This window comes from Pragia fontium DSM 5563 = ATCC 49100 (assembly GCF_900112475.1).
GTDB classification, from domain to species: Bacteria; Pseudomonadota; Gammaproteobacteria; order Enterobacterales; family Enterobacteriaceae; genus Pragia; species Pragia fontium.
In genome coordinates this window covers 273,846-291,497 of the sequence record NZ_FOLW01000003.1, presented here as the reverse complement: position 1 = coordinate 291,497, position 17,652 = coordinate 273,846, and the positions used below count along the sequence as shown (strand labels likewise).

At 50.9% G+C, this 17,652-nt stretch carries 17 protein-coding genes; 13 read left to right on the top strand and 4 right to left on the bottom strand.

Annotated elements, in window-relative coordinates; all coding sequences use genetic code 11:
- Window positions 1-24: 24 nt before the first annotated feature.
- From BMZ28_RS06970 to BMZ28_RS06915, 12 genes are all read left to right on the top strand, one after another.
- On the top strand, window positions 25-660 hold the full coding sequence (locus BMZ28_RS06970) for a fumarylacetoacetate hydrolase family protein (RefSeq protein ID WP_074821838.1): 636 nt from the start codon (window positions 25-27) through the stop codon (window positions 658-660).
- On the top strand, window positions 657-1,427 hold the full coding sequence (locus tag BMZ28_RS06965) for a fumarylacetoacetate hydrolase family protein (protein ID WP_074821835.1): 771 nt from the start codon (window positions 657-659) through the stop codon (window positions 1,425-1,427). The genes BMZ28_RS06970 and BMZ28_RS06965 overlap by 4 nt, the downstream gene beginning before the upstream one ends.
- Window positions 1,418-2,884 (top strand): 5-carboxymethyl-2-hydroxymuconate semialdehyde dehydrogenase, encoded by a 1,467-nt coding sequence (hpaE, locus tag BMZ28_RS06960; RefSeq protein ID WP_047781855.1) that lies wholly within the window; start codon window positions 1,418-1,420, stop codon window positions 2,882-2,884. The genes BMZ28_RS06965 and hpaE overlap by 10 nt, the downstream gene beginning before the upstream one ends.
- Before the next feature lie 97 nt (window positions 2,885-2,981).
- Complete coding sequence (gene hpaD / locus BMZ28_RS06955; protein WP_047782752.1) at window positions 2,982-3,857, top strand: 3,4-dihydroxyphenylacetate 2,3-dioxygenase; 876 nt, start codon at window positions 2,982-2,984, stop codon at window positions 3,855-3,857.
- 58 nt (window positions 3,858-3,915) lie between these two features.
- A complete protein-coding gene (locus BMZ28_RS06950; protein ID WP_074821831.1) occupies window positions 3,916-4,308 on the top strand; it encodes a 5-carboxymethyl-2-hydroxymuconate Delta-isomerase in 393 nt (130 codons plus the stop codon).
- Window positions 4,308-5,777, top strand: a complete 1,470-nt coding sequence (locus BMZ28_RS06945; RefSeq protein ID WP_074821829.1) for an NAD-dependent succinate-semialdehyde dehydrogenase — start codon at window positions 4,308-4,310, stop codon at window positions 5,775-5,777. The genes BMZ28_RS06950 and BMZ28_RS06945 overlap by 1 nt, the downstream gene beginning before the upstream one ends.
- Window positions 5,771-6,574 (top strand): 2-oxo-hept-4-ene-1,7-dioate hydratase, encoded by an 804-nt coding sequence (hpaH, locus tag BMZ28_RS06940; protein WP_047781858.1) that lies wholly within the window; start codon window positions 5,771-5,773, stop codon window positions 6,572-6,574. Before BMZ28_RS06945 ends, hpaH begins: the two co-directional genes overlap by 7 nt.
- Window positions 6,575-6,590: 16 nt before the next feature.
- Entirely contained in the window at window positions 6,591-7,409 is an 819-nt protein-coding gene (gene hpaI, locus BMZ28_RS06935) for a 4-hydroxy-2-oxoheptanedioate aldolase (RefSeq protein WP_047782753.1), read from the top strand.
- A gap of 153 nt (window positions 7,410-7,562) precedes the next feature.
- Window positions 7,563-8,948, top strand: coding sequence for a 4-hydroxyphenylacetate permease (gene hpaX, locus BMZ28_RS06930; RefSeq protein ID WP_047781859.1), 1,386 nt, complete (start codon window positions 7,563-7,565; stop codon window positions 8,946-8,948).
- Between the two features lie 69 nt (window positions 8,949-9,017).
- Window positions 9,018-9,950, top strand: coding sequence for a 4-hydroxyphenylacetate catabolism regulatory protein HpaA (gene hpaA / locus BMZ28_RS06925; RefSeq protein WP_074821826.1), 933 nt, complete (start codon window positions 9,018-9,020; stop codon window positions 9,948-9,950).
- 178 nt (window positions 9,951-10,128) lie between these two features.
- Entirely contained in the window at window positions 10,129-11,298 is a 1,170-nt protein-coding gene (locus BMZ28_RS06920; protein WP_074821823.1) for a p-hydroxyphenylacetate 3-hydroxylase oxygenase component, read from the top strand.
- 17 nt (window positions 11,299-11,315) lie between these two features.
- Window positions 11,316-12,257, top strand: a complete 942-nt coding sequence (locus tag BMZ28_RS06915; RefSeq protein WP_074821820.1) for a p-hydroxyphenylacetate 3-hydroxylase reductase component — start codon at window positions 11,316-11,318, stop codon at window positions 12,255-12,257.
- Between the two features lie 450 nt (window positions 12,258-12,707).
- Here BMZ28_RS06915 and recJ read toward each other — a convergent pair whose 3' ends face one another.
- The 3 genes from recJ to xerD form a co-directional block, all read right to left on the bottom strand.
- Window positions 12,708-14,438, bottom strand: coding sequence for a single-stranded-DNA-specific exonuclease RecJ (gene recJ / locus BMZ28_RS06910; protein ID WP_074821818.1), 1,731 nt, complete (start codon window positions 14,436-14,438; stop codon window positions 12,708-12,710).
- A gap of 90 nt (window positions 14,439-14,528) precedes the next feature.
- A complete protein-coding gene (gene dsbC, locus BMZ28_RS06905) occupies window positions 14,529-15,266 on the bottom strand; it encodes a bifunctional protein-disulfide isomerase/oxidoreductase DsbC (RefSeq protein ID WP_047781864.1) in 738 nt (245 codons plus the stop codon).
- A 36-nt stretch (window positions 15,267-15,302) separates the two neighbouring features.
- A complete protein-coding gene (gene xerD, locus BMZ28_RS06900) occupies window positions 15,303-16,202 on the bottom strand; it encodes a site-specific tyrosine recombinase XerD (RefSeq protein ID WP_047782754.1) in 900 nt (299 codons plus the stop codon).
- Between the two features lie 103 nt (window positions 16,203-16,305).
- Here xerD and fldB point away from each other — a divergent pair, with 103 nt between their 5' ends.
- Window positions 16,306-16,824 (top strand): flavodoxin FldB, encoded by a 519-nt coding sequence (fldB, locus tag BMZ28_RS06895; protein WP_074821816.1) that lies wholly within the window; start codon window positions 16,306-16,308, stop codon window positions 16,822-16,824.
- A 66-nt stretch (window positions 16,825-16,890) separates the two neighbouring features.
- Here the strand turns inward: fldB and BMZ28_RS06890 are convergent, their stop codons facing one another.
- The gene (locus tag BMZ28_RS06890; protein ID WP_074821813.1) at window positions 16,891-17,637 is read right to left on the bottom strand and encodes a GntR family transcriptional regulator; all 747 of its coding nucleotides are present in this window, start codon (window positions 17,635-17,637) and stop codon (window positions 16,891-16,893) included.
- Window positions 17,638-17,652 lie beyond the last annotated feature (15 nt).

Below are 17,652 nucleotides of genomic sequence, written 5' to 3'. Positions count from 1 at the left end.
GACTGACCACAGAGGAATTCGTTCATGAAGAACAATGTATTTGCCGTTGCCCTGAACCATAAAAGCCAAATGACGGCCTGGAACAGTGCGTTTCAACAGCCTCCTTACCAGACGCTGCCCAAAACGCCGGTCTGGTTTATTAAACCGCACAATACCGTTATTGGCTCACTGGCCCCGATTCCCTATCCATCCGGCGAATCAGAAGTGCTTAGTGGCGCTACGCTAGCTATCGTTATTGGTAAAACCGCCCGCAAGGTACAGCTTGAACAAGCCGCTGACTACATTGCCGGTTATACCTTGGCAAACGATGTGAGCCTGCCGGAAACCAGCTTTTATCGCCCGGCTATCAAAGCCAAATGCTGCGATGGTTTCTGCCCGATAAGTGAAAACGTGGTTGATATTCATCCCCAAGACTTAGTCATCATTACCGAAATTAATGGTCGCGAAGTCGATCGCTGGAGTACCGCCGATCTTATCCGTTCTCCCCATGAGTTGGTTTGCGCACTGAGCGACTTCGCGACCCTACAACCCGGTGACAAAATTCTGATTGGTACCCCACACCAACGCGCCAAAATCAATCCCGGCGATCGAGTCACCGTACGCGCTCAGGGATTAGCGGATTTAACCAATATCGTTATGCAACAAGGAGCTACCGCATGAGACACGCGCGCATCCAATATCAAGGTCAACAGCATCAAGCAGTGATTGATGAACAAGAGCGGGCGATTCTCAGCAACGGTACTCAACTGGCGGCCAATAGCTTTGAGTGGCTACCGCCAGCGGACGGCACCCTGTTTGCCCTTGGTCTAAACTACGCTGACCACGCCGCCGAGCTGGATTTTAAAGCGCCGGAAGAGCCGCTGATCTTTATCAAAGCCTCCAATAGCTTAACCGGTCATCGTCAGGTTAGCGTACGCCCGGATAACGTTGACTATATGCACTATGAGTCTGAACTGGTGGTCGTTATCGGTAAAACGGCACGCAACGTTAGCCGTGAAACCGCCATGGACTACGTTGGCGGCTACACCGTGTGTAACGACTATGCCATCCGGGATTATCTGGAAAACTACTATCGCCCCAATCTGCGGGTAAAAAGCCGGGATATCTTAACGCCAATTGGCCCATGGATTGTCGACAAGGCCGATATTGCCGACCCACATAATCTGACCTTAACCACCCATGTCAACGGTGAACTACGGCAAAAAGGATCCACTCAGGATCTAATTTTCGATATCCCATTCCTGATTGCCTATCTCAGCAAATTTATGACCCTACAACCCGGCGACATGATTGCGACCGGCACGCCGAAAGGCCTTTCCGATGTACGCCCCGGTGATGAAGTGATCGTGGAAGTTCAGGGCGTTGGACGACTGGTTAATCGGATTGTAAGTGAAACTGAATATGAGGAAGCGCTGTTATGCAAATAGTTAATCACTGGATCAATGGCAAAAACGTCGCCAGTAAAGAAACCTTCCAAACCGTCAATCCAGCAACCGGTGAAGTACTGGCGGAGGTGGCTTCCGGCGGCGAAGCAGAAGTGAATCAGGCGGTGGAAGCGGCCAAACAGGCTTTCCCGAAATGGGCGGGGCTACCGATGAAAGAGCGGGCACGTCTGATGCGCCGTTTAGGTGACTTGATTGCGCAGCACGTACCAGAAATTGCCAAAATGGAAACCGCCGATACCGGCCTGCCCATTCATCAAACCCAAAACGTACTGATTCCACGCGCTTCCCATAACTTTGAGTTTTTTGCCGAAGTGTGTCAGCAAATGAACGGCAAAACCTATCCGGTTGACGACAAAATGCTGAACTACACTCTGGTTCAGCCGGTGGGGGTATGTGCGCTGGTTTCGCCGTGGAACGTGCCGTTTATGACCGCTACCTGGAAGGTTGCCCCGTGTTTGGCTTTGGGCAATACCGCGGTATTGAAAATGTCGGAACTCTCGCCGTTAACCGCCAACTATCTGGGGGAACTGGCGCTGGAAGCCGGTATCCCGGCAGGCGTACTTAACGTGGTGCAAGGCTATGGTGCCACCGCCGGTGACGCTTTAGTTCGTCATCACGATGTGCGCTCGATTTCCTTTACTGGCGGCACCACCACCGGCCGTAAGATTATGGAAAGCGCCGGACTGAAAAAGTACTCCATGGAACTGGGAGGAAAATCGCCGGTGCTGATCTTTGAAGATGCCGATATCGAGCGCGCGCTGGATGCCGCACTGTTTACCATCTTCTCCATCAACGGCGAGCGCTGTACCGCGGGTTCACGCATCTTTATTCAGCGCAGTATCTATCCGGAATTCATTAAACGTTTCGCCGAACGCGCCAACCGCCTGAAAGTGGGCGATCCTCAGGATCCCACCACCCAGTTGGGTTCTTTAATCAGCCAACAACACTGGGACAAAGTCTCCGGTTATATCCGCATTGGTATGGAAGAAGGCGCCACCCTGCTGGCGGGCGGCCCGGATAAACCTACCGATTTACCCGCCCATTTACGCGGCGGTCATTTCTTACGTCCAACCGTACTGGCCGACGTGGATAACCGGATGCGCGTAGCGCAGGAAGAAATCTTTGGCCCGGTCGCCTGCCTGATTCCGTTTGACAGTGAAGAGGACGGTCTGCGAATGGCTAACGATGTGGAATACGGTTTGGCTTCTTACATTTGGACTCAGGACATCAGCAAGATCCTACGCCTGTCCCGCAGCATTGAAGCCGGCATGGTATTCGTTAACACCCAAAACGTGCGTGACCTGCGCCAGCCGTTTGGCGGCGTTAAGGCCTCCGGTACTGGCCGTGAAGGGGGTGAATACAGTTTTGAAGTGTTTGCTGAAATGAAGAATGTCTGTATTTCATTCGGCGATCACCCCATTCCCCGCTGGGGAGTTTAGTTGTTATCTCGGCACGTTGCTCGTAACGGAGCCTGCGGGCTCCCTATCACCAGCCATTTTTATGATTCCCGGCACACGGGAATCAAGTGAGGAAGATATGGGTAAATTAGCATTAGCAGCCAAAATAACGCACGTTCCCTCGATGTACTTATCAGAATTACCGGGGAAGCATCACGGCTGCCGTCAGGCTGCCATTGACGGACATAAAGAGATCGGCAAACGCTGTCGGGAGTTAGGGGTAGACACCATCATCGTGTTTGATACCCACTGGCTGGTCAATAGCGCCTATCACATCAACTGCACCAAGAACTTCAGCGGTGTTTATACCAGTAATGAACTGCCACATTTTATTCGCGATATCAGCTTCGATTACGACGGTAATCCGGAATTAGGCCAGATGATTGCCGAGGAAGCCCGCAAGCTCGGCGTTCGCGCTCAGGCTCACGATATCCCAAGCCTGAATCTGGAATACGGCACGCTGGTCCCTATGCGCTATATGAACGATGACAAACACTTCAAAGTGGTGTCCATTTCCGCCTTTTGTACCGTGCATGATTTTGAAGATAGCCGCCGCATGGGTGAAGCCATTCGTCAGGCCATCAAAAACTATGATGGCACCGTTGCAGTATTAGCCAGCGGCTCGCTATCACACCGCTTCATTGATGACCGCCGAGCCGAAGACGGTATGCACAGCTATACCCGCGAGTTTGACCGCCAGATGGATGAGCGAGTGGTGAAACTGTGGAAAGAAGGTCGCTTTAAAGAGTTTTGCGCCATGCTGCCGGAATACGCTCAGTACTGCTTTGGTGAAGGCAATATGCACGACACCGTAATGTTATTGGGTCTGCTGGGCTGGGATAAATACGACGGGAAGGTGGAGTTTATCACCGATTTATTTGCCAGTTCGGGCACCGGTCAGGTCAACGCGGTGTTCCCGCTGCCGGATAACATCAATCAACAGGCCGCAGCTTAATTTAGCCCGGTGTGCCGCAGCTCTTCACTGTGACCACACCGCAACAACCGGAGGCGATATGCCACATTTTTATGCTGAATGTACAGACAACATCCGTGATCAAGCCCAGTTGCCTGCACTGTTCGCCAAGGTTAACCAACATTTAGCCTCAACTGGGATTTTCCCGCTGGCGGGGATCCGCAGTCGTGCTATCTGGTTAGATACCTGGCAAATGGCCGATGGCGCTCACGACTATGCCTTTATCCATATGACATTAAAAATCGGTCATGGGCGCAGTCAGGAGAGTCGAAAGCAAGTGGCAGAGTCGCTATTTTCCCTGATTCAACAGCACTTTGCACCGCTAATGGCGCAGCGTTATCTGGCTCTCTCATTTGAAATGGTGGAACTGGATGCCGAACTTAACTTTAAGCAGAACAACGTTCACGCCCTTTTCAATCAGGGGGCCAAATAATGCTGTCGAATCTCATCTATCGCCAGGCGTTTATTAACGGCCAGTGGATCGATGCCCACAATAACACCACCTTTGCGGTAAATAACCCGGCTAACGGTACCACCATTGCCCACGTGAGCGATCTTGGCGAAGCAGAAACGCTGGACGCGATACAGGCCGCTCAGCAGGCACTGCCCAGCTGGCGTCAGTTAACGGCTAAACAACGTAGCCAATATCTACAGCAGTGGTATCAGTTGATCGTTAGCCATCAGGAACCGCTGGCGGAATTACTCAGTTTGGAACAGGGCAAACCGATGGCGGAATCTCTCGGAGAGATCCTGTATGGCTCCAGCTTTATTGAATGGTTTGCGGAAGAAGGTAAACGCACCTACGGCGAAACCATTCCTTCTCCCCTGCCCGGTCGACGCATCACCACCATTAAACAACCGATCGGTGTTGTCGCCGCCATTACACCGTGGAATTTCCCCAATGCCATGATTACCCGCAAAGTCGCACCAGCGCTGGCGGCTGGCTGTACCGTGGTACTCAAACCTGCGCCGGAAACGCCATTATCCGCCTTAGCGCTGGCGGCGCTGGCTCAGCAGGCGGGGATTCCCGCAGGGGTATTTAACGTGGTGACCGGCACCGATGCCGTCGCCATTGGCAGAGCCTTAACCCAAAGCCCGACGGTGCGTAAGCTGTCTTTCACCGGCTCGACCCACGTTGGCAAATTACTGATGGCTCAGTGTGCCGCGACGGTGAAAAAAATGTCGCTGGAGCTGGGGGGCAATGCGCCATTTATCGTCTTCGATGATGCCGATCTGGATGCCGCAATAAGCGGCGCGCTGGCGGCCAAATTTCGCAACAGCGGTCAAACCTGCGTCTGCGCCAATCGATTATTGGTTCAAGACTCAGTATACGACACCTTTAGTCAAAAGCTGGCCGCTGCGGTAGCCGCTTTACAGGTTGGCCCAGCTCAGGAAGGTGACTTTCAGCAAGGCCCCTTAATCAACGCTGCTGCCGTGGCCAAAACCCGGTCTCATATCGACAATGCCAAACAACATGGCGCCAAGGTACTTACCGGGGGTGAACCACACCCTCGGGGTGGCCTGTTTTTTCAGCCCACTGTGCTGACTGAGGTGACTGAGAACATGTTGATTGCCAATGAAGAGACCTTTGGCCCGGTAGCGCCCTTAATCCGTTTCCATACCGAAGAACAGGCCATCGCGCTGGCTAATCAAACCGAGTCGGGTCTGGCCGCCTACTTTTACTCACGGGACATCGGCCGTATTCACCGCGTTGCGGAAGCGCTGGAATGCGGCATGGTCGGAATTAACGAAGGCATTATTTCAAACGAATCCGCCCCTTTTGGCGGCATAAAACAGTCCGGGCTGGGGCGTGAAGGCTCCCGCTACGGCATTGAAGACTATATGGAGATTAAATATCTCTGTTTCGGCGGACTGGATCTGAACGGGAAATCAGTATGTTAACTCAAGAAACCATTAAGCACATGGCTCAGCAATTAAATCAAGCTGAGCAGCAGCGACAGCAGATCCGACAGATCTCTTTGCAAAACCCAGACATTACGCTGGAGGATGCTTACGCTATCCAAAGAACGTGGGTAGCGATGAAAATAGAAGAAGGCCGCAAGCTCAAAGGCCATAAAATCGGCCTGACCTCGAAAGCCATGCAGTACAGTTCGCAAATTAGCGAGCCGGACTACGGCGCCCTACTGGACGATATGTTTTTCGACGATGGCAGCGATATTCCCGCCGATCGTTTTATCGTGCCGCGTATCGAAGTCGAGCTGGCCTTTATTCTGGCCAAGCCCCTAAGCGGGCCAAACTGCACGCTGTTCGATGTGTATAACGCCACGGATTACATTATTCCCGCGCTGGAAATCATCGATGCTCGCTGCCACAACATCGACCCGGATAGCCAGCGCCCGCGCAAAGTCTTCGACACTATTTCTGATAATGCCGCCAATGCCGGTGTGATTATGGGAGGGCGTCCGATTAAGCCTGATGCGCTGGATCTGCGTTGGATCAGTGCGCTGCTTTATCGCAACGGCGTGATTGAAGAATCCGGCGTGGCGGCCGCGGTGCTTAATCATCCGGCGAACGGCGTGGCATGGCTGGCCAATAAGCTCTTCCCACACGGCGTACAGCTAGAAGCGGGTCAGGTAATCCTTGGCGGCTCCTTTACCCGCCCGGTTCCCGCCAGAGCCGGTGACACCTTCCACGTCGACTACGGCCCTATGGGCTCCATCAGCTGCCGGTTTGTCTAAGGAGAACATCATGCAAATGCCCGTTAACCATTTTAAACGCGCACTGGCAGAAAAGCGGCCGCAAATCGGTTTATGGCTGGGTCTGTCTAGCCCTTACAGCGCCGAGCTACTGGCCGGAGCAGGCTTTGACTGGCTGCTAATTGATGGGGAGCATGCGCCCAACGAGCTACAAACTATTTTAGGCCAGTTGCAGGCTATCGCTCCTTACCCATCACAGGCGGTGGTTCGGCCACCGTGGAACGATCCGGTGCGGGTAAAGCAAATTCTGGATATCGGCGCGCAAACCGTCTTGTTACCCATGGTGCAAACTGCCGAGGAAGCCGATATCGCCGTGCGCTCAACCCGCTATCCCCCTAACGGTATTCGCGGCGTTGGCAGTGCCTTAGCCCGAGCATCGCGCTGGAACCGGGTGGAAGATTATCTGGCTCAGGCCGACGCGCAAATGTGCGTACTGGTGCAAATTGAAACTCACCGTGGGTTAGTTAACCTGCCAGAGATTCTTAAGGTTGAGGGGATTGATGGGGTATTTATCGGTCCGGCGGATCTGTCCGCCGATATGGGTTTCCCCGGCCAACCCAATCACCCAGAAGTCAGACAGGCCATTGAACATGCCATGGCCCAAATTGTGGCAGCCAATAAAGCCCCCGGCATCTTGATGGCCGCCACAGACATGGCCCATCACTATTTATCCTTAGGTGCACTATTTGTGGCGGTTGGTGTCGATACCACCCTGCTCAGCAAAGCCGCTGAATCATTGGCGAAACAATTTCGCCCTTCAACCCATGATGCAGCTTATGACCAACGAGAAATCAACGATAAGAATGCGGTGTATTAGCCGCCCTGTTTATTGAGACATGTGAAGGCAGGCTAATGCAGAGCTCATCATTACGGCTGCATTGATCGCTTTAATTATTAACGGCAATAACACTGATTATAAGGAGTGGAGTATCGCTTTGCCTCCGGCAGGCTGATACTTCCAAAAAAGCCTATGAATAATACTCAATCTCTGCCCAATACCGCCGGAGGCGATGGTTCCCCGGCCATGCAACATAAAACCCACACGCCACAGCAACAAGCGGTGATTAAAAAGCTGTTTCGTCGGGTAATTATCTTTCTGTTCGTGCTGTTTATTTTCTCATTTCTGGATCGAATCAATATCGGCTTTGCCGGGCTAACCATGGGTAAAGATTTAGGATTAACCTCCACCATGTTTGGGCTGGCCGCCACCCTGTTTTATGTCACTTATGTGATTTTTGGTATTCCCAGTAACGTGATGTTAAGTAAGGTCGGCGCCCGACGCTGGATAGCCACCATCATGGTATTATGGGGCTTAGCTTCTACCGCCACCATGTTTGCTACTGGGCCAACCAGTTTGTATATCCTGCGTATGCTGGTCGGTATTACGGAAGCCGGTTTTCTACCGGGTATTCTGGTGTATTTAACCTATTGGTTTCCTGCTTTCTTTCGCGCCAGAGCCAACGCCCTGTTTATGATTGCGATGCCGGTCACCATGGCCTTCGGTTCACTGGCCTCCGGCTATATTCTGTCCCTTGATGGAGTATTAGCGTTAAAAGGCTGGCAGTGGCTATTCCTGTTGGAAGGCTTCCCGTCGGTGCTATTAGGCGTTGTGGTGTGGTTCTATTTAGATGATACGCCGCAAAAAGCCAAATGGTTAACCGATGAAGATAAAGCCTGTCTGAATGACATGATGGAAGCAGATCGCCTGACGTTGATTCAGCCCGAAGGCCCGAGCAGCTATGATGCCATTAAGCAAAAAAGCCTGTGGCGCGAGATATTATCGCCGGTTGTTCTGATGTATACCCTGGCCTACTTCTGCCTGACCAATACCCTGAGTGCGATTAATATCTGGACGCCGCAAATTATGCAGAGCTTCAATCAGGGTAGTAGCAATATTATGATTGGCGTTCTCACCGCCATTCCACAGTTCTGTACCATTGCCGGTATGTTGTGGTGGAGCAAGCGCTCAGATCGCCTACAGGAACGTAAAGTACATACGGTACTGCCCTATCTGTTTGCCGCCTTTGGCTGGATACTCGCCTCCCTGACCAGCCATCCGCTGATACAGCTATTGGGCATCATTATGGCTTCCGTTGGCTCCTTTACTGCCATGGCAATCTTCTGGACAACCCCCGACCAGTCCATCAGTTTACAAGCCCGGGCAGTCGGCATCGCCGTGATCAACGCCACCGGCAATATTGGTTCGGCCGTGAGTCCATTACTGATCGGTATGCTGAAAGACAGCACCGGTAGCTTCTCCGCCGGGCTCTATTTTGTCGCCGGACTATTGATTGTTGGCGCCATTATTATTTGGTTTATTCCTATGCAGCACTCCAGACCGCGCGCAACGCCGTAATCTTTTTATCGATAAGGGCTGAATTCATTCTGCCCCTTATCGACTATCGGAGATATCAGGTAAACATTTATGCATGACAGACAACATCATTCATCGTCGTTTATACCCAATATTGATATCAGCAAAGTGTACGACGCCCGTTACGAGTCGCGCGATGTTCACTATGAATCTTTTGCGCGTTTAGCCGAGTTTTTCGGACGGGATATGCAGGTTCACTGGCACGACTGCTATTTTCAGATCCACTTTCTCGACAGCGGACAAATTGAGTTGCAGCTCGACGATCAGCATTATTCGGTTCACGCCCCGCTGTTTATCATCACGCCGCCCTCCATTCCCCATGCTTTTAATACCAAATCCGATAGCGATGGCCACGTCCTGACCCTGCGTCAGGAGTTAGTCTGGCCGCTGTTGGAAAAGTGCTATCCCGGAAATCAGGGCGCGCTAAATCTACCGGCCATTTGTCAGTCGCTGTCCGGACATGAGGCAGAATTAACCACCATCAGAACCTACTGGCAGATGATCGCCAGTGAGTTTCAGAGTAAAAATACGCTGCATCAAGAAACGCTGACGCTGCTATCCCAAGCCCTGTTTATTCAGCTATTGCGCAATATCGAAGAATTGGAATCATCAGTCTGTAGCGTAAAAGGCAATATCAAGCTGTTTCAGCGTTTTAACTTACTGATTAGTCAGCATTATCGTGAGCACTATACCGTACCGAACTATGCCGAGATGATTGGCATTACCGAATCTCGCCTCAACGATCTATGCCGTCGGTTTTCTAACCTTCCGCCTAAGCGATTAATCTTTGAACGTCTGGTGAGCGAGGCCAAACGCCGTTTGCTGTTTTCCAGTGATTCCATCCATATCATCGCCTATCAACTTGGTTTTAAAGATCCTGCCTATTTTGCCCGCTTCTTTAGTCGTATGACCGGCAGTTCACCAACCAATTACCGGTTAGCACAGGCTCAGCTAATCAATGCCGCGGCTAAACCCGGTAGTTAATCCTGTCAGCCCATGAAAAGTACCCATCATTGCCTCGAAAGTGTCTTCTTTGTTCGCAGATTAATTGCTTCAATAAACAAACAAAAATTAAACAATTAAATAACATTCTCAGTTAATCAATCGTACAGCAATAAACACTGAGTCGCCGCGTAATCATGCACTATGGAGGCAATCGATAATGACCAAAACCAACCCGATGCTCGACAAATTACAATCCATCCTGCCGGATATTGCAGCCAACGCCGGTCGTGCTGAACTGGAGAGAAAAGTACCCGATGAGAATATCAAGCTGCTGAAAGATATCGGTCTGCACCGTGCCTTTCAGCCGAAAAAGTATGGCGGACTGGAAATCTCTCTACCGGAATTTACCGACTGTGTCGCCGCGCTGGCCGGTGCCTGCGGCGGCACCGCTTGGGCGTTCAGCCTACTCTGTACCCATAGCCATCAGCTCGCCATGTTCTCGCAAAAGTTACAGGATGAAATCTGGGGACAAGATCCCGATGCCACCGCCAGCAGCAGTATCGCGCCTTTTAGCACCATCCGAGAAGGTGACGGTGGGGTTTATCTGAGCGGTGAAATGGGCTGGAGCAGCGGCTGCGATCATGCTGACTGGGCCATTGTCGGCATGCGCCGGGCCAATGATAAAGGCGAACTGATTTACAGTTTTGGCGTAGTTCCCCGTAGCGATTATGAAATCCGCGATGACTGGTACGCCGTAGGCATGCGCAGCAGCGGTTCTAAAACACTGGTGCTGAAGGAAGCCTTTATCCCTAATCATCGTATTGAAGCGGCACAGAATATGATGGAAGGCCGCTCCAGTGGTTTTGGCCTCTATCCAAACAGCGATATTTTCTCTACCCCTTATCGCCCATACTTCGCCTGCGGGTTCGCCGCAATTAGCCTTGGCGTTGCTGAACGTATGCTGGTGGCGTTTAAAGAAAAAACCAAAAACCGAGTGCGGGCTTATACCGGTGCCAATGTGGGCGCAGCAACGCCGGCGCTGATGCGCCTTGCAGAGTCGACGCAACAAATCTCCGCTGCACGCGCTTTTCTGGAAAAAACCTGGCAAGAACATGCTGAATACGGTCGTCGTCGTCAGTATCCCACTCGCGCCACGCTGACCAACTGGCGTACCAATCAGGCTTATGCAGTGAAAATGTGCGTGGCCGCTGTCGATCGTTTGTTTAGTGCAGCCGGTGCCACCAGTTGGATGGAACATAATGAAATTCAACGCCTGTTCCGCGATGCCCACATGACCGCTGCCCACGCCTACACCGATTATGACGTATGCGCGCAAATTCTCGGCCGTGAACTAATGGGTCTTGAACCCGATCCAACCATGGTTTAATTAAGGAACTTCAACAGATGACCGCTCATATTGATGACGCACTGGATCCACGCGCCTTTCGGCGCGCATTAGGCAACTTTGCCACCGGAATTACCATTGTTACCGCCGCTCTGCCTGACGGTAATAAAGTTGGCGTAACGGCGAACAGTTTTAACTCCGTCTCGTTAGATCCACCGCTGGTGTTATGGAGTATCGATAAACGCTCCGCCAGCTACAGTACCTTTGAGCAGGCCAGCCACTTTGCGATTAACGTACTGGCCGCCGACCAAATAAACCTGTCGAACCAGTTTGCCCGTGCTCAGGAAGATAAGTTTGCCGGTGTTATCCATGAATGTGGATTGGGTGGCGCGCCATTACTCAATGATTGTGCAGCGCGTTTCCAATGCGAGCAATATCAGCAGGTGGACGGCGGCGATCACTGGATCATGATCGGCAAAGTGGTGGCATTCGATGACTGTGGCCGCGCGCCACTGCTTTACCATCAGGGTGCTTATTCCATGGTGCTGCCCTACCCACGGCTCCAAAAAAAGGAGCAGTGCTGCGCCACGTCCAGCAATATGCAGGGACGGCTACGACATAACGTCTTTTATCTGCTCACGCAGGCATTACGCAGCTATCAAACCCGCTATCAGCCGAAACAGCTCTCCAGTGGTTTACGCACCAGTGAAGCCCGGATGCTAATGGTGCTGGAAAACGATGCCGAACTGGATATGGATCGCCTGTTAACCGAAGTCGCCATGCCAGCCAGAGAAATCGAAGAAGCCGAGGAAAACCTACGGCGTAAAGGAATGGTAGCGAATACCGAGAATGGCTATCGCCTGACGCCAATGGGGGTTGAACAGGCGGAGATGCTGTGGGATATCGCAGCAAAACAGCAGAATGAGGTGTTGGGGGAGTTTAGTGAGGAGGAAGTTGAGGTGCTGAGGAAGGTGTTGAGGAGGATTATTGAGTTAACATAAGTTTTAGCTTAACGACAACGCTTGGCTTAAGAACGAGGTCCCCGCTTTCGCAGGGATGACGGTATAAATGCAGGAATGACAACATAGGTCTAATCAAGCTTTCCCCCTCCGTCATTCCGGTGAAAACCGGAATCCAGGTTTTAGCTTAATGTCCGCACTCGGCTTAAGGGCGAGATGATTCGCTTCGCTCACCCTTCGGGCCATTCACTATGTGAATGTTTGCTTCGCCTACGGCTACGCGTTCCAGCTTTCACCGGGATGACGGTATAAATGCGGGAATGACAATATAAACCATAGTTAAGAATTCAAGTTTATTTTTCTGGGGAGCCTTCAAGCATCCGCCCTAATGCTCCCCTGCTCGGCCGTTACGTCCATGCTGAGCCATACGCTGAATCTTTGACGGCCGAAATTTACGCCCAAATCAATCCACTACAAACAAAATAACCTACCTTACTTCGCCCACAAATGCTGAATCATCAACTGCACACTTCGATTACCGCGAAACTCGTTAATATCCAATTTATAAGCAATCGTCACCTGTTTAATACTGGCGTCCGGCCACTGGGTGGTATCGATATTAAATGCGATACCGTCCAACAGCGCACCACCGCCAACTGGTTCAACGGTCACTTTCAGATGACGTTCGCCCACCAGCCGCTGCTGTAGAATTTTAAACTCGCCGTCAAAAACCGGCTCAGGGAATGCCTGTCCCCATGGGCCGCCGTCGCGCAGTTGTTCCGCCGTCTCCAGCGTTAACATGGCATTTTCCAGCTCACCATCACTCCAGATCACCCCTTCCAGCGCGGAAGGCTCCAGCCATTCACCAATCAGTTCAGCAAAACAGCGCTGAAATTCATCAAAGCGGGACTCTTCTATCGACAAGCCTGCGGCCATGGCATGACCACCAAAACGCAGGATTAAACCGGGATGAATGGTATCTAAACGTTCAAGGGCATCACGCAAATGCAGTCCGGCAATCGAACGGCCAGAACCTTTTAGAATACCGTCACCGGCAGGCGCAAAAGCAATCACCGGGCGATAAAAACGTTCTTTAATACGCGATGCCAGAATGCCAACCACCCCTTGATGCCATTCCGGATGATACATGGCTAAACCGTAAGGCAGTGCTTCAGCGCTTTTCTCCAACTGTTCGCACAAAGTGAGCGCTTCAACCTGCATACCGGCTTCAATTTCACGGCGAGTATGATTTAACGCATCCAGATCGCTGGCCATCGCTCGAGCCTCAACCATATCATCACACAGCAATAGCTCAACGCCGATAGACATATTGTCCAGCCGCCCGGCAGCATTGAGACGAGGCCCCAGCGAGAATCCCATATCGTTAGCCGTCAGTTGACGCGCATCGCGTTTGGAGACTTCCAGCAACGCGCGAATCCCTGGGCGACACTGCCCAGCGCGAATACGGTTTAATCCTTGGTAAACCAAAATACGGTTATTGGCATCCAGTGCGACCACATCGGCTACTGTGCCCAGCGCGACCAAATCCAATAGTTCCGCTAAATTAGGTTCAGCAATCCCCTGCTGTTCAAACCATTTTTCCTGACGTAAACGTGCCCGTAGAGCCAACATCAGATAAAAGGCAACGCCAACTCCCGCCATTGATTTAGACGGGAATTCACAGCCGTTCAGGTTCGGGTTAATCATCGCATCCGCTGCCGGCAGAGTTTCTCCCGGCAAATGATGATCGGTAACCAGCACCTGAATACCTTTGTCGTGAGCCCTGTCCACGCCAGCATGGGATGAAATACCATTATCGACGGTAACGATCAGTTCAGCGCCCAAAGAAGCGGCCTGCTCTACCACTTCCGGGCTCAGGCCATAACCATCTTCAAAACGATTTGGCACCAAATAGCTCACGCGGGTAAACCCCATACTGCGCAGTGCCAGAACGCTTAACGCGGTACTGGTTGCACCATCGGCATCAAAATCGCCGACGATAACAATCTGTCGATGTTCTTTTAATGCGTTAACCAGTAAATCAACGCCCTGTGGAATGCCATCCAACTGTTGATAACCCAGCAACGCTTTCGCCCCTTTCTCTAATTGGCTGGCATCCGTTACCCCTCTGGAGGCATAAAGATGGCGTAATAATGGCGAAAGACTGGATGGTAAAGCGCTGCTGTCAACCTGAGGACGGCGGCGTAATTGCGTTTTATTCATAATTGAAGAGTACTTAAACCGGATATTAACTATCGGTATGCAGAAGAAGAACGAGATCCACAAAGTGCTGTGGATCCCGTTAGAAGAATCTTACTTGGCTTTAGCCACGTTCTTGTGAGCGATATAGGCATCTAACGAAGCTTTAAGATCGCTCGGTGCGCTATAACCCGGCACTACGGTAGCCCCGTCAACAATAATGGCTGGCGTGCCCTGAATACCGTACAGCGAACCCAGTTCATAATGGCGCTTTAAATCGATCTTACAGGTAGCTGGCTTCACCGCTTTACCGGTCATCGCGTTATCAAACGCAGTCATACGGTCTTCCGCACACCAGATAGAGGCCATCTTCTTCTCAGCGTCAGAGTCTGGCCCTTGACGTGGGTATGCCAAATAGCGAACGGTAATACCTAAATCATTATAACCGCTCATCTCTTTGTGTAATTTGGTGCAATAACCGCAAGTGATATCGGTAAATACCGTGACCACATATTTTTCCTGCGGTGCTTTATAGATAATCATTTCATCTTTCAGCGCTTCTAAGCGCTTAGATAAGATCGGCCCTAATTGCTCATTGGTGGCATTCACCGGCATTGGACCACTAATATCATATAAAGGCCCTGACAAAATATGTTTACCATCGCTGGAAACATACAGGACGCCACCTTCCGTTAACACTGTTTGCAACCCCGCAATCGGTGAAGGCAGAATATCAATCTGTGTCGCCCCAACCTTTTGCTGTAACGCCTGTTTAATTGCCGCATCATCCGCCTGAGAGACAGAAGCCAGAGCGGTCAGCGCTAACGTAAATAGCCATAAACCTTTCTTCATTATTTTTCCTTTGGAGGGAAATCCATTCCCATCCAGTTAAGCACGCGGATGGTGCTGTTGATGTAACTGTTTCAACCGCTCGGTTGCTACATGTGTATAAATCTGGGTGGTCGACAGATCGCTATGACCTAATAACATCTGTACGACACGCAAGTCAGCACCATGGTTCAATAAATGTGTAGCAAAAGCATGACGCAATACGTGTGGAGACAAGGCTTCACTATCGATACCGGCCAAAACCGCATAATGTTTGATGCGGTACCAGAATGTCTGACGCGTCATTTTTTGCCCACGTTTGCTGGGGAATAGAATATCTAGAGTGCCGCCATTGATCAACCACGGTCGAGCATACTCAAGATATTGTTCCAGCCAATATACGGCCTCTTCCCCCAACGGCACCAAGCGTTCTTTGTCTCCCTTACCGAGAGCACGAACCACGCCCTGCCGCAGGCTAACGTCGCTGATGGTTAATCCCACCAGCTCAGATACTCGTAAACCGGTCGCGTACAGCACTTCAAGCATTGCTTTATCGCGTAATTCAATCGGGTCTTCCGTTCCCGGCGTTTGTAGCAGTGTATCAACCTGTTTTTCCGTTAAATCTTTCGGCAAACGCTGAGGAAGCTTAGGAGAAGACAGCAGCGCAGAAGGATCATCTGCCCGTATCTTCTCGCGATACAGGTATTGAAAAAGGCGGCGCATCGCGCTCAGCATGCGAGCAGAACTGGTTGCCTTATAGCCACCATCAACTCGATCCGCCAGGAAAGATTGTAAATCCAGCGCCTGAACATGCTCCAGAGTTAAATGATGAGCCACCATCCAATCGGTCAAAGCACGGAGATCCAGCCGATAGGACGCCAGCGTATTCTCTGCCAGATTTCGCTCCAGCCAGAGCGCATCAAGAAATTGTTCAATCACAATCGAATTATCTTGCGACACCGTTCCCCCTGCTGACATAACACCTTCGGTTAATTATGTCCGATCATACCCTATCTGGTATACTTTCCGGCAAACTTCTACCCATAATAAAGCGATATACACCATGAAGATTGGTCTGTTTTATGGTTCCAGCACCTGTTATACCGAGATGGCAGCAGAAAAAATCCGCGATGTACTCGGTGAAGAGTTAGTGGTTCTACATAATATTAAAGACGATCCCGTTACGCTGATGGAACAGTATCCAATACTGATTCTTGGCATCCCTACCTGGGATTTTGGCGAACTACAGGAAGATTGGGAGAAGATCTGGGACGATCTACAGAAGCTCGATCTACAGGACAAAATTGTGGCGCTGTACGGCATGGGCGATCAGGACGGCTACAGTGAATGGTTTCTCGACGCTCTGGGCATGCTCCACGACCAAATCCAACCGCTGGGGGTGAAATTTATCGGCTACTGGCCAACTGAAGGTTATACCTTTATTAGCCAACGAGCCGTTACCTCAGAGGGGAGCCAATTTGTCGGTTTGGCGCTGGATGAAGTGGTGCAGTACGATCTGAGTGAAGAACGAATAGAAAACTGGTGTGAGCAAATCCTTGGCGAAATGCAGGCGCTGCTGTAATCCACCGCTGATTCATTAATGATGATGCGACCTTAAGCCCCATTTAAACGGGGCTTAATAGCAACTTTACTCTTCTGAAACAAACACGTACATATCACTGCGGCACAGGTTATAGCTATACTCAATCGGCCGATTCTGGCGATCGAATGCCACTTGCTTAATCACCAACACAGGTATCACGGTATCCAGTTTCATATATGACTGAAATTCCTTATCCGGCATACTGGCGCTAACCTTACTTTTGGTATGCTGAGGAATAATATGGCGACTGCGAAAATAGTCGTACAAAGACAGGCCAATATCATCCACATTATCAATAAGATCGACCGGAACATAAGACTCTTCAATCGATACCGGATCCTGATCGACATAGCGAATACGTTTTAGCATAAACACATCACTACCGGGCGCGATATCCAGTAACTTGGCCACTTCTTCCGAACAAGAGACAATACTCTTATTCACCCAACGGGTATCCGGTTTATTGCCACGTAATACCACCTGATGTGAGAAACCTTTGGCTTCTTTCAGAGAATACTCAAACTTATCGCTGATTTGGGTGCCGTAACCGCGAGAACGAATAACCGCACCCTGTTTTTCCAGCATTTCCATGGCTTTTCGCACCGTAATGCGTGAAACACTGGTCAGTTGACTGAAATCACGTTCACCGGGTAACACATTCCCCGGCGGCAACAAACCGCTATGTACCGCCTGTTTTATCGTATCGGCAAACTTTACATATAACGGCGTATTATCTTTCTCCGTTAATCGAGTACAGAGCTGTTTAATCAGCGTTGCATGAACATCATTCATATCAGTCAAACCACC

Excerpts from the sequence above, each read along its gene's own strand:
- hpaD (WP_047782752.1), top strand. The coding sequence starts at position 2,982 with ATGGGTAAATTAGCATTAGCAGCCAAAATAACGCACGTTCCCTCGATG.
- hpaI (WP_047782753.1), top strand. The coding sequence starts at position 6,591 with ATGCCCGTTAACCATTTTAAACGCGCACTGGCAGAAAAGCGGCCGCAA.
- dsbC (WP_047781864.1), bottom strand. The coding sequence starts at position 15,266 with ATGAAGAAAGGTTTATGGCTATTTACGTTAGCGCTGACCGCTCTGGCT.
- BMZ28_RS06915 (WP_074821820.1), top strand. The coding sequence starts at position 11,316 with ATGACCGCTCATATTGATGACGCACTGGATCCACGCGCCTTTCGGCGC.
- BMZ28_RS06950 (WP_074821831.1), top strand. The coding sequence starts at position 3,916 with ATGCCACATTTTTATGCTGAATGTACAGACAACATCCGTGATCAAGCC.
- BMZ28_RS06970 (WP_074821838.1), top strand. The coding sequence starts at position 25 with ATGAAGAACAATGTATTTGCCGTTGCCCTGAACCATAAAAGCCAAATG.
- BMZ28_RS06945 (WP_074821829.1), top strand. The coding sequence starts at position 4,308 with ATGCTGTCGAATCTCATCTATCGCCAGGCGTTTATTAACGGCCAGTGG.
- BMZ28_RS06965 (WP_074821835.1), top strand. The coding sequence starts at position 657 with ATGAGACACGCGCGCATCCAATATCAAGGTCAACAGCATCAAGCAGTG.
- hpaH (WP_047781858.1), top strand. The coding sequence starts at position 5,771 with ATGTTAACTCAAGAAACCATTAAGCACATGGCTCAGCAATTAAATCAA.
- hpaA (WP_074821826.1), top strand. The coding sequence starts at position 9,018 with ATGCATGACAGACAACATCATTCATCGTCGTTTATACCCAATATTGAT.
- fldB (WP_074821816.1), top strand. The coding sequence starts at position 16,306 with ATGAAGATTGGTCTGTTTTATGGTTCCAGCACCTGTTATACCGAGATG.
- hpaX (WP_047781859.1), top strand. The coding sequence starts at position 7,563 with ATGAATAATACTCAATCTCTGCCCAATACCGCCGGAGGCGATGGTTCC.
- hpaE (WP_047781855.1), top strand. The coding sequence starts at position 1,418 with ATGCAAATAGTTAATCACTGGATCAATGGCAAAAACGTCGCCAGTAAA.
- BMZ28_RS06890 (WP_074821813.1), bottom strand. The coding sequence starts at position 17,637 with ATGAATGATGTTCATGCAACGCTGATTAAACAGCTCTGTACTCGATTA.
- recJ (WP_074821818.1), bottom strand. The coding sequence starts at position 14,438 with ATGAATAAAACGCAATTACGCCGCCGTCCTCAGGTTGACAGCAGCGCT.
- BMZ28_RS06920 (WP_074821823.1), top strand. The coding sequence starts at position 10,129 with ATGACCAAAACCAACCCGATGCTCGACAAATTACAATCCATCCTGCCG.